Origin of the sequence: Paenibacillus sp. DP01 (genome assembly GCF_044784315.1) — a bacterium.
GTDB lineage: Bacteria > Bacillota > Bacilli > Paenibacillales > Paenibacillaceae > Paenibacillus > Paenibacillus polymyxa.
Map to the genome: position 1 here is coordinate 2,776,437 of NZ_CP173059.1, position 17,590 is coordinate 2,794,026.

Here is a 17,590-nt window from a genome sequence, read left to right on the forward strand (position 1 = left end):
TCTTGTATACAAGATTGACTTGATCATAAAATGCAAAGTTTATCCTTGTCAATGACAATTTTTGAGGAGTCTATCACATCAAAATGCTTTATAATAAGACTAGATTTATAAAGTGAAGGCAGGAATGTTATGTTTACAAAGGAAGAAATCAAGCAGCTTTTGAAAAATGATATTTTGTCGTTGACCTTAAAGCCTGGGACTCTGCTCAGCGAGACGACCTTGTCAGAACGCTTCCAGTTGTCCAGAACTCCGCTGCGCGATGTGTTGAAACAGCTTGCGCTGGAGTCTTATATTGATATTTTTCCCAAGAAGGGGAACATTGTCTCATATATTGATCTGGAGTCCGTAGAACAAATGAGCTACTTGAGAAGCGCAGTGGAAAAAGAGATTATGAAGGAGCTTTCTACGCAATTTGCATTAAGCGATATACAGAAGCTGAGCGAAATTTTGGACAGGCAGAGGGCTGTCATTGAAGACGATCATGCTACGGATCAATTTCTCATTTTGGACGATCAGTTCCACCATACTATGTTCCAATTGGTGGGCCGAGAATTTCTTTGGCAGCTGATTCAGCAATCAAATGTTCACTATATCAGATATCGCAAGCTCCATATGCTGGAAGCAGGGAAGCTGATGGAAATCTGGCATGAGCACCAAACTATGCTTGAATATATGTTGAATCAGGATACAAGCAAAATGGATGATCTGGTTCACCATCATCTCCGAAAGGATATACATTCTCTCGAATTCCTCCGGCAGTTCGCTGGCTATATCAAGAAATAATGCTGGTCTGTGTTATTCATTTTTTTGCTCGTGAGTCTAGTTGTTTGCCGTCAAGCGGTGGATGGAATTGAAGGATTTTCATAGAGGTTCGATATCTTGTATACAAGACAAGTGTAATCCTGCTTGAATATACGCATAGGAGAATGTGATAAATTAAAGCATGACCAATTGAGCAATGCTTCCTTCGACTTATTATTTATGTAAACGGATTCAGTTGAAACCATAGTAGAGCGTTGTTGACACACTAAGCCCCTTGCCACTTCGTAATTGTAAATAGAAGGGCAAGGGATGGAAAGTGAAGATTCTATACCCCCGAATAGGCCATAAAACCACCATCTATAGGAATGACTGCACCGGTCACAAAACCGGAAGCGGTTTCATCTGCCAGCCAAAGCAGCGTTCCGAGGAGGTCTTCAGGCTCACCGAAACGGCGCATAGGGGTGTGGGCAATAATCTTGGCCGAACGCTCGGTAAGCGAGCCGTCCTCGTTGGTGAGCAATTGTCGGTTCTGCTCTGTCAGGAAAAATCCGGGGGCAATGGCATTCACCCGAATGCCAGATTCGGCTAGATGTACGGCCAGCCACTGGGTGAAGTTGTTGATGGCGGCTTTGGCAGCGCTGTAAGCGGGAACCTTGGTCATTGGGCTGGGAGCGCTCATGGAGGATATGTTAAGGACCACAGCGCCAGGTCGTCCGATCATGCCTTTGGAAAAAACCTGTGTTGGGATTAAAGTCCCGATAAAATTTAAATCAAGCACATTGCGGAAGCCAGGTACACTGAGATCAAAAAAGGTAGTGATTCCAGACTGGTTCAGATCTTCAGGATGAAATGTCTCCAAACTCGTATTCGCACTGGGGTGGTTGCCGCCTGCTCCATTGATCAGAATATCGCACGGACCGAGCAGACGACGGACCGTCTCCTCAGCCTGCTTCACGCTTTCAACATCGGTCACATCGCAGGCAACAGCGATGGATTCTCCACCACTCTCACAAATTTCCTTGGCTATCAATTCGCCCTTATCAGCAGTACGGTTCAAAATAGCGACCTTGGTACCCTGGCGGGCAAGTTCCTTGGCCATGGAGCTGCACAACACGCCGGAGCCGCCGGTTACTACAACTGTTTTTCCAGACAAAGCCGGATGCAGGGGAAGACTAGTCAATTTACATTCCTCTTTTCGTTGGAAGATAAGCCCGCATTACGCTTATACGCGTTCCACAAGCTGTCATAAATTTTAGCCTAAAACTATAACAGATGATCTTATCTAGCTTTCTTTCTAAATTCCCTAGGTGTCATAAATACCGTTTGTTTAAAGATCTTACAAAAATACATGGACGAGTTGAAGCCACATTCGTTACCAATCTCGAGTATCGTTAACTTTGTATTGATCAGCAAGTTGCAAGCATGTTGAATCTTAATGTTATTTAAATATTGAATAACCGTAAGTCCCGTGGCTTCTTTAAAACGATGACACAAATAATATTTGGACATGTAAAACGACTTTGCAATATCTTCGATTTTGGTGATTTTGTTATAGTTTTGGTTGATGTACGACAGAATAGGTCCAAAGTTAGCGTACTTGGAAGACTGCTGCTCCACTGTTTGGGAATCCTTATTATTATTTAATAGAGATAACAGTTCAGCTAAAAGTATAAAAATACGGTCACTCTCACCCGAGACGTTTTCTTTCTCCAGGGACTTTAATAGTCTTTTCACTTTCGCAAATACTTCTTCTTTCAAAGAGATAATTTCTGTATCAAAGCAGCCTAATAAAGATTTTATTGCCCGTTCCGTAAAATATAATCGCAAGAAACGCTCCGTAAAATAGACACATGTTCTGGCACAACCTTGATTTTGGTAGCTTTTATGGAACAGATTTGGTTTAAACAGTGCAACATCATGCAGCTTAATGTCATAGATGGAGTCCTGGATCAAAATCTGATGATACCCTTTTTCTAGAAAATAAAGTTCATATGCATCGTGATAATGAAAATTGGTCATGTTGTGGTCTGAATCATGGACGACATACTCGATTGAAAATAGGGGGTGCGTATGACTTACATCAGCAACCATTGCTCAACCTCCATCCTATAGCAATATAATATAATAAATCGATAATTCGGCAACATATTAAAAGATTATTGCTTGGTATTCAGGTATAGTTTAGCTACCAGATTTTCTTCCGAATGGAGCACACGAGGAGGTTAGACACTTGAAATCACACCAAGGAACCCAGAATGAATTTGAACTGTTGAAAAGAAATCACGAGGTGCCTGTTTTTGTTTCCGAAACGGAAAACAGCGCGGTGCATCTTGCTTTTTGCAATCTTATGCGAGATATTGATTGGGTTTGCGGTTGTAAGCTAGTGCGAGCAAAAGAAATGGACCAAAGCAGCATCGTGATCGGCACGATCACAGACAATGAGCTGTTACTCGCTTATCTGCAAGATAAAGGGGTATCGCTGAAAAAACTAGTGTTGGAGGATGGCTCGTACCGGTGGGAAGCATTTCTTCAGGAAGTCATTGACGGTGTGTTATATATCATAGGAACCGACAGGCGCGGTACCATCTTCGGAATCTATGATTTGTGCGAGGCGATGGGTGTGTCTCCGTGGTATTACTGGGCGGATGTACCGGTGAAAACCTGCGATGTATTTTGTTTGCCTTTGGACCTCTCCAAAGCAGATTGGCCAGCGGTTCAGTACCGGGGAATTTTCCTGAATGATGAGGAAGAGCTTGATGACTGGGCCAAGATTCATACTCAAGATGGCACAATCGGACCTGACGCGTATCAATCTATTTTTGAACTTTTACTTCGTCTGAAAGCCAATTTCATTTGGCCTGCCATGCATGTGAATTATTTTAATGAGAATCCCGAAAATGGAGCACTCGCGGAAAGAATGGGGATTGTAGTAGGCACGTCGCATTGCGATATGTTGCTTCGCAGCAACCAGAATGAATGGGAGCCATGGCTCGCAGCCAAGGGTTATGACGACGCCTCATACGATTATTCCATCGAAGGCCGAAATCGCGAAATTCTACAGGAATATTGGCGGGAAAGTGTCGAGAAGAATAAAAATTACGAGGTGTGTTATACAGTTGGTATGCGTGGAATCCATGATTCCGGATTTCATACGCAGTCCATTGATGAGGATAATTCCATGTCTAAGGAAGAACGGGCAAAAGCCAAGAGTTCTCTCTTAGGAAAGGTCATACAGGATCAAAAGCAAATTCTCAAGGACGTGATCGGCGAGTCGAAAGAAAATGCTTCATTACGGACATTTATCCCGTACAAAGAAGTGTTAGAGCTATATGACCGAGGTCTTGATCTACCTGAAGGTGTGACCCTCATTTGGGCAAACGACAACTTTGGGCATATGCGCCGATATCCGAATGAGAAGGAGCGTCAACGCAGTGGAGGCAACGGTTTGTATTATCACAATTCTTACTGGGCAGCTCCAGGAACGGCGATGAGTTATCTTTTTATCAATTCAATTCCATTGGCCCATACAGGGAATGAATTGAAAAAATCGTATGAATCGGGAATCCGGAAATTGTGGATTCTGAATGTTGGCGGGTTGAAGCCCCTTGAACAGGATATGGAATTCTTTTTGCGATCTGGCTGGGAAGCCGGCAAAGAAGAAGGAATGACCAAGAATGCATCTCAATTCGTCGAATCTTGGATAAACGCCAATTTTTCCGGCAACCACGGATCTGAAGCTGCGGGAATATACGAAACATTTGCACAGGTCACTAACGTACGAAAGATCGAACATATGCAATCCAATGTGTTTTCACAAACTGTATTAGGTGATGAAGCAGGGCGTAGATTAATGCGGTTGGAGGATGTTTTTCGTCGAGGCAATGCCATAATGTACAGCCTTCCGGTCCAGGAGCGGGTTGCATTTTTCCAGATGTTTCTCATGAAAATTCACGCATCGTATTATACCAACCATGAGTTTTATTTTGCCGACAGAAGCACGCTTTCTTATGAGCGCGGAAACATGCAGGCTGCTGACCTATATGTGGAGCTTTCGGTAAAAATGGCGGACTACAAACGAAGAATGCTTCATTTCTATAACGCAAAAATGAGTGAAGGCAAGTGGAACGGGATCCTTACACCGGAAAGCTTTCCACCACCGCCTACCGCCTTGTATCCTGCGCGAAAGCCCGCATTGAAAATTGCTCAAGGTGGCATGAGAATCGATCTTTGGAATGAAGAAACAACGCTGCGCTTTTCCATCCATGGTCAGAAACAAAAATGGTTCGAGATTGGAAACCAGGGGAACGGAACCATTCCATTCACGATTGAGGTAATGGAAGACGTAGATTGGATCATTCTTTCCGAAAGTGAAGGATCGATCCAAACGGAGAAAAGAATTCTTGTCTCGGTCATCGATTCGCATAAGTATGCTGGAAAGACTGGACAACTGACCGTCCGAAACCATAAAGATATGACTTCTGTTCCAATAAAGGTGCAAGTTGAGGAAGGTGTAAATGTTCCTGAAACGTTTTACGGACATATAGAGGCAGACGGATATGTGTCTATCCCAGCAGCCTCCTACGACCATAATGTTCCCGGTGTAGATTCGACCGATAAATCCGGTTGGGTGGCCATACCGGGGATGGCAAGGTATGAGGGAGCCGCGATGATGGCCTGGAGCGGTGAACTACGACCGCTTGCAGGAGAGCTTAAGAATCATCCATATTTAGGATACGATATTTTTTTGAAAGAGGCTGGACAGTTTACCTTAGAGATTCATCGTTTTCTTACTTTAAATTCGACAGGCAATATTCGTTTCGGTATTGGAGTCGATGATACAGCACCCATTCTGGTAGAATCAGAGACTCGTGACGAGTGGTTGGGGGCTTGGCAGGAAGCCGTCTTTAATAACGGTGAGAAAATGAGAGTGGAGCTGCCCTACCTGGCTTCCGGTATACATGTCTTAAAAATTTATATGGTAGACCCCTATGTCACTATTAACAAGTTAGTAATATATACGAATGAGCAAAAAACGTGCAATCTGGGACCGATTCCCAGTGAGCATCATCATAGGCTGGTTACCGATCATGGACTGGAAAGTCCCACTGTGAATTGGAATGAAGTCGAACAATTATGTAATCAATTTTACGAAACGGGAGAGCATGAAGTACCTCTTCCCGTCGTCCTTTATGCCACAAGAGATTTTTACGTCACCATCGATGAAATCTTCTTGAAATGTTTTGATGTTCCGCAGACCACATTAGGGGATACGCGCTATGCAAACATTTGTGATGCTGACGGTACAAAGGATGTTATAAAAGAATTTGGTACGGGTATGTTTATCGAATCGAATGGCATCGTTGCGATTGAAGCCGAATATGCGTTGGAAAACTCTGAATATGCATATCTCACGTCCAGTAAAGAAGGTACTGCTATTCATTGGAGCCACTTACAGGCAGAAACCAATGGAAGGACAGGTTTCGCCATGCATGTTTCTGAGCCTGGAAGACAGTGGGAGAACCCGGAGATTGCTCCAACCATGCATTACAAAATAAATATCAAAAATGAAGGTATTTACCATATTTGGATTTTGGTTCGACATCATAATGACCAATCCGATTCATGCTACTTATCGCTGGACGGCGTAGTAAGACCGTTATCCGAACAACTGGGCAAGGGCACACTGCATACGTATAACACCGCTCAAGTGTACTATTGGTGTTTACTGTCGGATTTGGAATTGCCCAGTGGTGTTCACCTGTTTTCGATCTTAGCTCGAAAGTCACAACTCAGAGTCGACCGGATATATATGACACAAGGGAGCGAATTACCGCCTGTGGATGCTCTCTGGACGGATTCGATAAGAAAACAGTCCTAAGCTAAAGCAGCGTCTCCATGCTGAAAGAGCGGAATCTAGATACATGTTGAGATTCCGCTCTTTTTTTGATAAATAGTAAAAGAAACAATTCATTCCTGAAGATTCTTTAGTATAAGTTTCAAGTGTTCTCTAGCTGATTGATTCAATGGTTGTAAGGGCAAAGGAAGACTGGGACTTGAGATTAAGCCACTTATTTCTGCTGCTGCTGAAACAACACGAAGGCTACCATACTGATGAAATAACGTCCAAATAGGTTCAAGTAGTGTCGAGAGTCGTTCTGCTTCGTCAGCAAAACCGTCCTGGGCCAATCGGGTTATTTTTAGACATGCCTTTGGAAACAAACCAGCGAGAACGGAGTACCATGCTTCACAACCTGCATTCAAGCCGGTGACTGCAAATGAATCTCCACTTACTCCTATAGTTACATGGGGAGGAATCGACTCTCGTAGTTTTTTGATGCGTGTCTTGGCTGCTTCGGGATCAGTAGGTACTCCGGGAATCTTAATAGAACCAACATGAGGTAACTCAGCAATTCGGCCGTGCAATTCGTCACTGAAATGAAAATGGGAGGTGCCTGGATTATCATAGACACAAAGTGGAATGGAGAGTGAACGGGTTACCTGTTCATAGAGTGAAAATACTTCTTCATTCGTTAGTGCTTGATAGGAGATAGGGGCTAGCAGTACTGCACTTGCTCCTGCTTTTTGTGCATCTTCCGCTAATCGAAGTACTTCTAAGGTACGAATCGCACTTATACTTGTCATCACGGGAATCCCGTCTGCTGAGTGGACAGCAAGTTGAAGAACCCGGAAACGTTCTTCTCGATTAAGATATGCATAATTTCCAGTTGAACCCAATGCCCCAATTGAGTCTACACCAGCTGCAACTAATCGTTGAATCAGTGCTACAAATGCTTTTTCGTCAATGCCTGTCTCATTCACCGGGGTGAGTGGAAAAGCAGATAATCCGTGGAACATAAAGTTACACTCCTTTATGAATTGACCTTCAAAATACAAACACATTATAAAAATGAATTAGACACAATTAAAGTACCAATTAAGAGACAAATAACTGTACCAATTCTTCTAGAGAAACTTAAAACTGAAAACAAAGATTCTGTATTGAAATTAATATAATGATATTATGCCTTCAGATCAGGTCAGTTGAATAAGAAAGATAAAAAGCATTCTACATTGAATGCTTTTTATCTTTATCATGATTTGGTGATGTACCAGAGTGTGTTAATATGCGGTCTAATACTTTTCCAGTGAGGGGCATGAAATAATTGAGTATTACCCCCCCTAAACAAACAGTTAACAAAGTTCCAATGCCAATGGGTCCATTTAAAATGAATGCTATGATCAAGAAGATAAGGTAAATGAATGTTCTCGAAAAAAATAGATTTTTTCCAGTTAATTCTTGTATGATTATGGTTAATCGGTCAACTGGAATGGGTGCAAAGTTTGTCTGTAAATAGGTTGCAGTTCCTAATCCCACAATAACTAAACCAATTCCAAAACAAACAACTTTGCTGTACCATAGTTCAGGTGTTATTAAATCCTGCAATAAAAAAAGCCACATATCAATACCAATCCCCGTTATAAATGCTGTTAACAACCCCAAAACTTCTGGTCTTTGTCTTTTTAAAAGTGAATTACAACAGATCAAGATTAAAGCCATTATGATTTCCCAACTTCCTACAGTAAGCCCCACATTTGTGGATAGTCCTACCAATAGTGCATCAAAAGGTGATGTCCCAAGGTCTGATTGTATAGTGAAAGAAATACCAAGGGATAATATAAAAATTCCTATTACAAAAAAAACATATTTCACTTTACTCGACCTCTTTATTATAATTTCAAGTTGCAAATGCAACAAAATTAGGGTAGATTAAATATATACTATGTTTATTGCATTTGCAACAAAATAGGGGCAAAGGAGTTCATTATGAAGGAAGTACTTCGTGAAATTGGAATGATAGCAAGGGCATTAGATTCTATCAGTAATATTGAATTCAAAGAATATGACCTTACAAAAGGACAGTATTTATACCTTGTACGAATATGTGAAAACCCAGGAATTATTCAAGAAAAGTTAGCTGAGATGATAAAAGTAGATCGAACAACAGCATCTCGCGCTATCCAAAAACTTGTAATTAATGGTTTTATTGAAAAGAAAGAGGATCAGCATAACAAAAAAATTAATAAACTCTTTCCAACAGAAAAAGGAAACAGTGTTTATCCTTTCATAAAAAGAGAACATGATTATTCGGATCAAGTTGCATTAGCGGGATTTTCGGAAAGTGAAGTAAACACTATTTTTACTCTTCTTCAAAGAGTAAGAAAAAATATAAGTGATGAATGGGAATTCGTGAAAAAAGGGAACAAAAGAAATTATTAATTGATTTATATGAAGGAGCGATATAGTTATAATGAATGTGAAAATGATCAAATGCAGCCGTGAAGATGTACAAATACTCCAAGAAATAAGCATTGAAACCTTCAACGATACTTTTAAAGATCAAAATTCACCTGAAAATATGCAAGCCTATCTGGAAAGAGCATTTAACTTGAAACAGCTGGATAAGGAATTGGCTAATGTCTCTTCAGAAATCTTTTTCATCTATTTCAATGAAGAACTTGCCGGATATTTGAAGATCAATATAAATGATGCCCAATCCGAAAAAATGGGTGATGAGTCACTCGAAGTGGAGAGGATTTATATTAAAAACAAATTTCAAAAACATGGGCTGGGTAAGCATCTGTTAAATAAAGCTATCGAAATTGCACTGGAACATCATAAAAAGAAGGTTTGGCTCGGTGTATGGGAAAAAAATGAAAATGCCATTGCTTTTTATGAGAAAATGGGGTTTGTTCAAATGGGTGCACACTCTTTTTATATGGGGGATGAAGAACAGATTGATTTCATAATGACCAAAACATTAATACTATAATTGAATTTAAAAAGATTTTCTAGGGTTCCGCGATGTCATATCGGCTGGTCCAAGAGAAAACTTACAGTCGTTGTACTGTGTCACGGAGGGATAAGAGCCTGGGAGAAAAACTGCTGTATGCAGTATGATCTCAGGCTTTTTTTTCATTACTGCTTTAGTTCCGCACTACATTTGCGGCGTTATCAAAAACTGGTATTGGAGCTTTGGTCGGGACCATTCTGGATATGATCCTTTATGGTGAACCGCGTAATACCACGAGAATTTTATTCATTGCGATAGTACTCAGTTCAGCGGTTGGACTGAAGCAGGTAAGCTGAATAATGATGGGATTTTAAAGAAAAACTCCCTATACTGCGAAAGCAGCGAGGGAGCTTGCTAATTTAAATATTTAATTCAAAGAGCTGGAAGTTACAGCTTCATCTGACCAACCTCCAGCCTGCCCAGCTCAATGATCCCGTTGCTAAGACCATGATGTCCTTCGTCATTGGGGTAAAGTGACAGACTTGATTTGAGCTGCGGTATTTCCGTAAATATCCTTCGCCAGCACGAGGATATGCAGTGTATCGGCTTGGGAGGCGCCACCCTGCTTGAATTTAGTAGTTGGGAGCGCTGCTGACCAATTAGCTTTATCTTCTGTAATAGCGACACGCATGCCATTGACATACACTTTGAGCTGCGCGATTTCGCTTTGATCTGTGACTGAACCTTCCAAAGCGAGAACATCGTTTTTGACCGAAGCATTCAACTTAAGTGCAGGGGCTCCTGTTTCCTTGCGTTTAGAGGGTGGAAGAGCAGTTTGCGGGTTATAGGAAAAGGTTTCATCCTCAAGCGCTGGCGTGCGTGTTGCAATAGGACGGTTTTTGGTTGCCTGCTCATAGGAATACGCGTATCGAAGCAGGTCATTATCGCTATATGCGGCACCTGCCATCGTCAGATTGACGGGCATACCCGTATCCTTCATTGCGCCCATACTCACAGACACACTTGGGATCCCGTACTCGCGTAGAAGGAAATTCGTATTGGAGAAATAGTTGCCATTCTCCCAAGCCTCCTCATAAGACGTTTCATTCACATCAGAATCAGCCTTGCCAATATTCGAATTGGCCGGGAAAGCAATAAAATCAAGGTTGTTTTGCTTCATCCAATTTTCAAAATCTATCTTTCGTACATTTTCCAGCCCCCGCAACCCTTCATGAAACTGAGGAATTTGTTCGAAAGGGGTGACGCCTTTCTTTATGGTTTCAATGAATACGTCATAGTGACCAAGGTCTCTGCCACGTTTGGCATCTACCGAACCGGGCGGATTCGGGAAGACAGTTGCAGGGTCGATATTAGCCCATGACGGGAAATTCGGATCACCCACACTTTTAAGGAATTCCTCAGCTGCATAAGGATTAAGCAGCCCGAATTCCTTTTCACTCCATTTTGCCGGCATCAAACCACGTTCTTCAGGTGTTTTCGCTGTTGGTCGGTCCTTCTCGCTGTTCACTTGCAAGGGGAAGTCAACTTCCACTACTTCAGCTCCAAGAGCAGTTAAATCCTTTACAGCTTTTTCCCATAATGCTTGTATTGAAGGTCTGAATTTAATCGGAGTTGTGGTTTCATGGTCCTTACCGATATAGATTTTCGGAACACCGATTCGTTTGCCTTTCAAAGCTTGAGTATCTCGCAGCTCTAGATAGGAATTGGGACGAACACTGTTGACAGAAGGGAGGCGAACGGCTTTCTGTTCTCGCCAGAAATCACCTTTTGTGATTTTATCCTCTACAACAATCACGTCAAGCAAGCGGAGCATGTCCTCGACAGTTCTTGTATGTGGGACCACGACATCCCGTATAGGAAAAAGCGGCCAATTCCCTCGAATGGAGATTAAGCCCCGCGATGGCGTGTAGGCAATTAAACCATTGTTAGATGCTGGTGATCTTCCAGAAGATACTGTTTCTTCCCCCATACCAAAGGCAGCAAGGTTGGCGGCTGTTGACACGCCAGATCCGTTAGAGGAGCCAGAGTACCAGGCTGCAGCCAAATAATTTGGATTGTACGGACTTTCAGCACGGCCATAAACGCCTCTTTGCATTCCTCCTGCTGCCATTGGTGGCATGTTGGTTTTACCAATTAGCACTCCACCGGATTTGCGTATCTTCTCTACAGTAAAGGCATCATCTTTTGCCATCAGGTTTTTAAAAGCCGGAGATCCAGAAGCAACAGTGAGTCCTTTAACCTTGTAACTGTCTTTAACTGTGTAGGGGATGCCTTGCAGAGGCCCGGTATTAATCCCCTGTGCCCTTAGCTGATCAGCCTGAGCAGCTTCTTTTAGCACATTGGGATTTAGAACAGGGATTGAATTCAGCCGAATGCCACTAGAATCATAGGCGTATACCCGGTTGAGGTACATGGCTGTGAGCTCGACACTCGACAGTGCTCCTGACTTCATCGCGTCCTGCATCTGAGCAATCGTAGCCTCTTGCAATTGAAATGTAACCAGGGAGGAGGTAGATTCACTAGTTTTACTTGAGGATGAGAGTGAGGGTGAAGGAGCGGCGGATGCAAGCGAGCATCCCGTGAGAGTTACAATCATCCCAGCCGCGATCCATTTGCAATAGCTACCGATTACATTCCTTGTATTCGCTTTTACCATTCGTGCGCGCATAGCATTTTCACTCCTTAAAATAGGATAGATAGAAATAGGAATTTGAATAGAGGGGAATGAGAAAAGGGTTCCTTTTTTTATATAAATCTTTCTAATTATACTACTTATTTTCATCCGAAATGTCAATTTTTGTAATGTTGAGGATGAGGAAGTACGGTAACGATACAAGTTTTGATTTTTGTTCTCAGCTACTCTCTTTTTCTTTCAGTATATTTCAGAGTATTAAAGGTGAACATACTGTAATCTTTTTGGCATACAGGAGTAAAAATCTAGCAGCGGCCTGATTACCGATAATAAAATTCCCATATACTGCATAAAACAGGTTTGGACAGCAAATAGTATGGGCAGGAGGTGTAGATGATGCCCAGTAATGAAGACCCCTTGATCTCCATGAATTTAGCAAACAACTTGAAGGAAATCAGGTCCCGGCTTGGAAACAGCCCTGATATTATTATTCGTAAATTTGAGCTGGTAACTTCACATATAGAGGTGGCTGCTGTATATCTCAACGGTTTAAATGATAAAAACATCGTCGATGAGTTTATTACGCACATTATGGCCTTTGACACTCCCAACTGGGGAGGTCCGGAAGTCAAATCGGTAAGCGGAATTTATCAATTTATGAAAGACAAAGCCTTGAGTATCGGTGAAGAAAAAGTACTTAATGACTGGAAGGAGCTTTTTGAAGCCCTTTTATCTGGAAATACGATAATTCTAGTGGATGGAATGGCCAAAGCTATTAGCGGGAACACCAGCGGGGGCGAGGTCAGAGCGGTCACAGAGGCTTCTACCCAGGTAGCCATCCGCGGTTCCAAAGAAAGTTTTACGGAATCCATTGGGACAAATCTCTCCCTGGTCCGCCGGAGGATAAAAAACGTCAATCTATGGATTGAAACGATGAAAATCGGTGCTGTTACACAAACAGATGTGGCTATCATGTACATAAACGGCATCGCAAAAGAATCGACGATACAGAACCTAAAGCAAAAGTTACAGGGTATCCGTATCGATTCAATTCTGGAATCAGGGTACATAGAGCAGCTAATTGAAGAAAACAAATATTCACCTTTTCCAACACTCTATAATACCGAGCGTCCGGACAGTGTAGCAGGTAATCTGCTGGAGGGGCGAATTGCCATTTTTGTTGATGGAACGCCCTTCGTGCTAATTGCGCCTACTACCTTTTTTATGTTTTTTCATGCAGTTGAAGATTACTACCAGCGATATGACATCTCATCCTTGATCCGGTTATTGAGATTTATGTGTCTGGCGATTTCTTTGTTAGGCCCCGGTCTGTTTGTGGCAGCTCTGAACTTTCATCAGGAAATGATCCCGACCCCGCTGTTGATTAATCTGGCCTCCCAGAGAGAAAATGTACCCTTCCCTACTTTTATTGAGATACTCCTGCTTGAAGTGACGTTTGAGATTATCCGTGAAGCTGGCGTTCGAATGCCAAGCCCAATTGGACAGACAGTATCGATTATCGGAGGGTTGGTAATTGGGCAGGCAGCGGTGCAGGCAGGCATTGTTACTCCAGCCATAGTCATCGCTGTCTCTCTCACGGGTATTTCCAGTCTTGCCACCCCGGCGTTCAACATGGCTCTTTCGGTGCGAATTCTTCGATTCGTCATTATGTTCATAGCGGCATTTATGGGGCTCTACGGCGTGTGCGTGTTTAGCTTTATAATGATTGCGCATATGTGTAGTCTAAGCTCCTTGGGGGTTCCGTATATGTCTCCTATGGGTCCGTTTATAGCCCAGAATCAGCATGATGCCTTCTTCCGATTACCCTTCCAATTCATGAAGACCCGACCGCGCTTAATCAGTCAGAAAAAGCACAATAAACGTATTAGGTAAAGAGGGGGGCAAGCCGAATGAAGGATAAAGGGCTGCTGCGAATCATACTTTGTATCCTTATAATTATGCTGCTGACAAGTTGCTGGAACAGACGGGAACTAAATGAACTGGCGATCGTAACCGGCATTGGAATCGATAAAGCCCCAGATAAAGAGGAATATGAGGTCACTTTTCAAATTGTGAATCCTTCGTCGACGGCCACAAGTACGGGCGCAAATACAGGACAATCTACCACTACGGTCTATTCTACGACGGACAGGACTTTATTTGGCGCATTTCGCAAAACATCAAAAAAGACAGCAAGACAGTTGTTTTTTGCTCACACGCAGCTTGTTGTTATCGGGGAAGCGTTCGCTAGAAGTGGAATAAATGAGATTTTTGATGTGTTTGAAAGGTCTCACGAGCTTAGGTTGAACTCTACTGTTCTGGTTTCAAGAGGTGTTGATGCTAATGCTGTTCTGAAAATCCTGCTACCTATAGAGAGTCTGCCTGCGATAGGCATGGTCAAGAAAGCTAAAAACACGGCGAAAATATGGGGAGAAAACAAGAATATCAATATTTTTGAATTAATTAATGAAATCACTGGGGAAGGAGAAGTGGCTATTAGTGGCATCCGAATTATCGGAGACAGGGAAGAAGGCAAGAAGAAAGCAAGTTTGGAACAGACGGAAGTGAAGGCTATTCTCTCAATAAATGGGCTTGGAGTGTTCAAAAAAGGGAAACTAACAGCGTGGCTGGAAGGCTCCGAGGCCAAGGGTACATTATGGGTTCAGAACAAGATAGATCAAACCATAGTCAACATTGATACAGAAAATATGGAAGCATCGGTCGCAGTCCATATAAATTATTCCAAAACGGATATAAACGTGGAGCTTCAGGAGGGGATACCCGTTTTTCATGTTCACATTCAAGAGGAAGGAAAAGTGAACGAAACACGGGGATTTGTAGACTTCAGTAGTGCGGATGAGATCATGAAGTTGGAAGAGCAATTGGCCAAGCATACGAAAGAAGAAGTAATCCAGTCCATACAAGCAGCTCAGCGGTTAAAAAGTGACATTTTTGGTTTTGGCAATGAACTGAAACGTCTCCGTCCGAAGGAGTGGGAAGCAGTAAAAGAGCAGTGGGACTCCTTGTTTGCCCAAGGCAAGCTGGACATTCGTGTAGAGGCTTATATCCGAGGGACAGGAATGAGGTTAAAGCCGTACATGAATAAGGATCAATTTAACTAAAAGGAAGCGGAGCAGAAGTGATGAAAAAAGAAGTTATTGGTACAAATCAATTGTTTGCCATGATTATTTTATTTGAATTAGGAACGGCCATTGTGATTCCCATCGGGCTTGAAACTGGACATACTATATGGTTATCGATCCTTCTAGCTTTGCCTGGGGGAGTGCTTTTGTATCTGATATTTCATGATTTGTACTGTCAATATCCTAATCTGATCATCAGCGGATATACCCAAAAAATCCTGGGTAAAACTATTGGGTGGCCATTGAGTTTTCTGTACATTCCTGTTTTAGTGTTTAATGGGTCCAGAATCTTGCGCGAATCCGGTGACCTGCTGATCGCTGCTTCCTATGACCAAACGCCGGTATTCATAATCAATGCCATTATGGTCACTGCTGTCATATATATTCTGAATAAGGGGATTGAAGTGTTTTTTAGAACTTCAGAAATTTATCTGATAGTTATATTTTTCATGGGTTTCATATGTTTTTTTGTCGTGATTGCTGCGGGGCTGGTTGATTTTAAAAATCTGTTTCCGCTGCATGCTGTGGATTGGAAGCAGGCTCTTAGGTCGGCTTTTCCCAATATTTTAACTTTCCCTTTTGGCGAGCTGATCTGCATGACTACAATTTTCCCTCATCTGCAAAAATCTTGTCAGTCCCGAAAAACAGGGATTGCGGCTATCGTTTTAAGCGGCATCCTGCTTTGTTCTACACATGCTATCGAAATTTCAGTACTTGGAAAAAATATATATGAGAGAAGTACCTTTCCCATGTACACAACGATAACACTGGTTAACCTGGCAAATTTTATCCAACGGTTGGATGCTCTTGTTATTTTAACTTTAATTATAGGAGTATTCTTTAAAATGACCCTCTATTGTTACGCCGTCATAGCTGTGACTGCGGACTTATTCAAAGTACAAGATACCCGAAGACTGGCCATTCCTGTTGGTGTTGTTGTTCTGTTTGGTTCGCTGATCAGTGCGGAGAATTATCCAAGGCATTTGGAAGAGGGAGCATTCTTTTTGCGCTATATCCTGTCTGTTCTATTCACGGCCATTCCCATTCTGTTGTTCGTTGTCCACCGGGTACGTAAAAGATTAGGGCTATTGCGATAAGCGATAAGCGTTGAGCTTAGTTATTTCCGCAGACTCCTTTTCCGTACAGCTGCTGTAATGACATTAACAAAAGGAAGAAATAGAAAAAACACCATGACAATTACCTCTGGTATGGCTGTGTTGGCGAAGGCCGCCCGGATAGAGTGAAATGCTTCAAATAGGCTCATTCCTGATAGTAAATCGATTAAGATGGTCATCGACAATGCTAACAAAGCCAAGATGAAATATAAAATTACAATTTTCATGGTTCTTAAGTCTCCTTGGTGTGGAACTGAAATTACTACAGTTCTGAAATAGGGAAGCTAATGCTATTATCTCCACCAATACATACCCGTAGTCAGGTATTGAGCGTTCTTGGTCTTTATCTAAAATGCCTTCTTCATTCGTAATAAAACAATGGTTGGTGTTCTCTCGCTTGTATTCATCAAAATGGTCTGGACCGTCATTGTTGCACACCAGGACAATGTTCTCCTTGACCAAAGAATAATGAATGCATTTTTCCGGATGTATTTCCGGGTAGACCATCAAAGCCACATCTACACGTCCACTAATTAAGTCAACCTGGTTTTGTTCACATGTACCGTTGGTAAGGATGAATTTGACATGAGGATATTTTAAAGAGAACTCCCTAATAATCGGACTTAATCTAGAAATCATCGTTAAAGACTCTGGTGCAGCCACCCTTACAACGCCTTTAACCTCCTGGTTGCTTCGTATATTTCTAATCTGGTCATGAGTAGCCAGTAGATCTTCTGCTAGAGGTATTAATTCTCTCCCTAATGGGCTGAGCTTCAGATGCCTTCTCTCGTAAGTGAAAAGCTCCCCGCCAATCTCTTGGCGTGAACAGGAAGCATGGCTAAACCGTTTCCCACAGTTTATTGAACAGGTGAACGGCTTCGACATACACTTTGTGCACGTTCGAGGTGAAGGGACATCCGAGCGACCACTGTTGCTGACTCATGGGTGGCCAGGATCATTCGTAGAGATGTTAGAACTAATACCTTATCCTAAATTGTTTGCCGAGCATCTAAATCGTTTTTTTCATTCATTAAACATCTGATAGTCTCTATCCTTGTGAGGGTTATGAACAACCAGTACAATTGGTTACCGTCTGCACAAAGTTGCCCTCAACCCTAGTCTTCG

The 17,590-nt window shown here is 42.3% G+C and carries 14 protein-coding genes; 8 read left to right on the forward strand and 6 right to left on the reverse strand.

What is annotated here, in order from left to right; translation table 11 throughout:
- Window positions 1–129 precede the first annotated feature (129 nt).
- Window positions 130–783: a GntR family transcriptional regulator gene (locus ACH59B_RS12340; protein ID WP_019687259.1), complete on the forward strand. Its 654-nt coding sequence runs from the start codon at window positions 130–132 to the stop codon at window positions 781–783.
- Window positions 784–1,087: 304 nt separating this feature from the next.
- On the opposite strand, the gene ACH59B_RS12345 is transcribed toward ACH59B_RS12340, so the two are convergent.
- Both ACH59B_RS12345 and ACH59B_RS12350 read right to left on the reverse strand, forming a co-directional pair.
- Entirely contained in the window at window positions 1,088–1,942 is an 855-nt protein-coding gene (locus ACH59B_RS12345; RefSeq protein WP_017426900.1) for an SDR family oxidoreductase, read from the reverse strand.
- Between the two features lie 98 nt (window positions 1,943–2,040).
- Window positions 2,041–2,853, reverse strand: a complete 813-nt coding sequence (locus ACH59B_RS12350) for an AraC family transcriptional regulator (protein ID WP_404303880.1) — start codon at window positions 2,851–2,853, stop codon at window positions 2,041–2,043.
- 139 nt (window positions 2,854–2,992) lie between these two features.
- On the opposite strand from ACH59B_RS12350, the gene ACH59B_RS12355 reads away from it, so the two are divergent.
- Window positions 2,993–6,640: a glycosyl hydrolase 115 family protein gene (locus ACH59B_RS12355; RefSeq protein WP_404303882.1), complete on the forward strand. Its 3,648-nt coding sequence runs from the start codon at window positions 2,993–2,995 to the stop codon at window positions 6,638–6,640.
- Between the two features lie 89 nt (window positions 6,641–6,729).
- On the opposite strand, the gene ACH59B_RS12360 is transcribed toward ACH59B_RS12355, so the two are convergent.
- Window positions 6,730–7,617 (reverse strand): dihydrodipicolinate synthase family protein, encoded by an 888-nt coding sequence (locus ACH59B_RS12360; RefSeq protein WP_016818793.1) that lies wholly within the window; start codon window positions 7,615–7,617, stop codon window positions 6,730–6,732.
- A 211-nt stretch (window positions 7,618–7,828) separates the two neighbouring features.
- Window positions 7,829–8,473 (reverse strand): YitT family protein, encoded by a 645-nt coding sequence (locus tag ACH59B_RS12365; protein ID WP_016818794.1) that lies wholly within the window; start codon window positions 8,471–8,473, stop codon window positions 7,829–7,831.
- Window positions 8,474–8,587: 114 nt separating this feature from the next.
- Between ACH59B_RS12365 and ACH59B_RS12370 the strand changes: the two genes are divergently transcribed.
- Window positions 8,588–9,040: a MarR family winged helix-turn-helix transcriptional regulator gene (locus ACH59B_RS12370; RefSeq protein WP_017426905.1), complete on the forward strand. Its 453-nt coding sequence runs from the start codon at window positions 8,588–8,590 to the stop codon at window positions 9,038–9,040.
- A 31-nt stretch (window positions 9,041–9,071) separates the two neighbouring features.
- The gene (locus ACH59B_RS12375) at window positions 9,072–9,593 is read left to right on the forward strand and encodes a GNAT family N-acetyltransferase (protein ID WP_249507467.1); all 522 of its coding nucleotides are present in this window, start codon (window positions 9,072–9,074) and stop codon (window positions 9,591–9,593) included.
- Between the two features lie 481 nt (window positions 9,594–10,074).
- On the opposite strand, the gene ACH59B_RS12380 is transcribed toward ACH59B_RS12375, so the two are convergent.
- A complete protein-coding gene (locus ACH59B_RS12380; RefSeq protein ID WP_277376393.1) occupies window positions 10,075–12,243 on the reverse strand; it encodes an amidase in 2,169 nt (722 codons plus the stop codon).
- A gap of 357 nt (window positions 12,244–12,600) precedes the next feature.
- Here ACH59B_RS12380 and ACH59B_RS12385 point away from each other — a divergent pair, with 357 nt between their 5' ends.
- From ACH59B_RS12385 to ACH59B_RS12395, 3 genes are read left to right on the forward strand one after another with little or no spacing between them, the layout of a single operon-like run.
- Window positions 12,601–14,100, forward strand: a complete 1,500-nt coding sequence (locus ACH59B_RS12385) for a spore germination protein (protein ID WP_257127057.1) — start codon at window positions 12,601–12,603, stop codon at window positions 14,098–14,100.
- A gap of 17 nt (window positions 14,101–14,117) precedes the next feature.
- Window positions 14,118–15,329, forward strand: a complete 1,212-nt coding sequence (locus tag ACH59B_RS12390; protein ID WP_017426908.1) for a Ger(x)C family spore germination protein — start codon at window positions 14,118–14,120, stop codon at window positions 15,327–15,329.
- Window positions 15,330–15,349: 20 nt separating this feature from the next.
- Entirely contained in the window at window positions 15,350–16,447 is a 1,098-nt protein-coding gene (locus ACH59B_RS12395) for a GerAB/ArcD/ProY family transporter (protein WP_031463540.1), read from the forward strand.
- 153 nt (window positions 16,448–16,600) lie between these two features.
- Here ACH59B_RS12395 and ACH59B_RS12400 read toward each other — a convergent pair whose 3' ends face one another.
- Entirely contained in the window at window positions 16,601–17,350 is a 750-nt protein-coding gene (locus tag ACH59B_RS12400; protein WP_277376394.1) for a LysR family transcriptional regulator, read from the reverse strand.
- On the opposite strand from ACH59B_RS12400, the gene ACH59B_RS12405 reads away from it, so the two are divergent.
- Window positions 17,334–17,507 carry an epoxide hydrolase N-terminal domain-containing protein gene (locus ACH59B_RS12405; RefSeq protein WP_354005623.1) on the forward strand — a complete coding sequence of 58 codons (174 nt, stop codon included), beginning with the start codon at window positions 17,334–17,336 and terminating at the stop codon, window positions 17,505–17,507. The two genes, ACH59B_RS12400 and ACH59B_RS12405, sit on opposite strands and share 17 nt — an antisense overlap.
- Window positions 17,508–17,590: the final 83 nt, after the last annotated feature.

Coding starts and splice junctions, on each gene's coding strand:
- ACH59B_RS12340 (WP_019687259.1), top strand. CDS start 130: ATGTTTACAAAGGAAGAAATCAAGCAGCTTTTGAAAAATGATATTTTG.
- ACH59B_RS12350 (WP_404303880.1), bottom strand. CDS start 2,853: ATGGTTGCTGATGTAAGTCATACGCACCCCCTATTTTCAATCGAGTAT.
- ACH59B_RS12360 (WP_016818793.1), bottom strand. CDS start 7,617: ATGTTCCACGGATTATCTGCTTTTCCACTCACCCCGGTGAATGAGACA.
- ACH59B_RS12370 (WP_017426905.1), top strand. CDS start 8,588: ATGAAGGAAGTACTTCGTGAAATTGGAATGATAGCAAGGGCATTAGAT.
- ACH59B_RS12375 (WP_249507467.1), top strand. CDS start 9,072: ATGAATGTGAAAATGATCAAATGCAGCCGTGAAGATGTACAAATACTC.
- ACH59B_RS12380 (WP_277376393.1), bottom strand. CDS start 12,243: ATGCGCGCACGAATGGTAAAAGCGAATACAAGGAATGTAATCGGTAGC.
- ACH59B_RS12385 (WP_257127057.1), top strand. CDS start 12,601: ATGATGCCCAGTAATGAAGACCCCTTGATCTCCATGAATTTAGCAAAC.
- ACH59B_RS12390 (WP_017426908.1), top strand. CDS start 14,118: ATGAAGGATAAAGGGCTGCTGCGAATCATACTTTGTATCCTTATAATT.
- ACH59B_RS12395 (WP_031463540.1), top strand. CDS start 15,350: ATGAAAAAAGAAGTTATTGGTACAAATCAATTGTTTGCCATGATTATT.
- ACH59B_RS12400 (WP_277376394.1), bottom strand. CDS start 17,350: ATGTCGAAGCCGTTCACCTGTTCAATAAACTGTGGGAAACGGTTTAGC.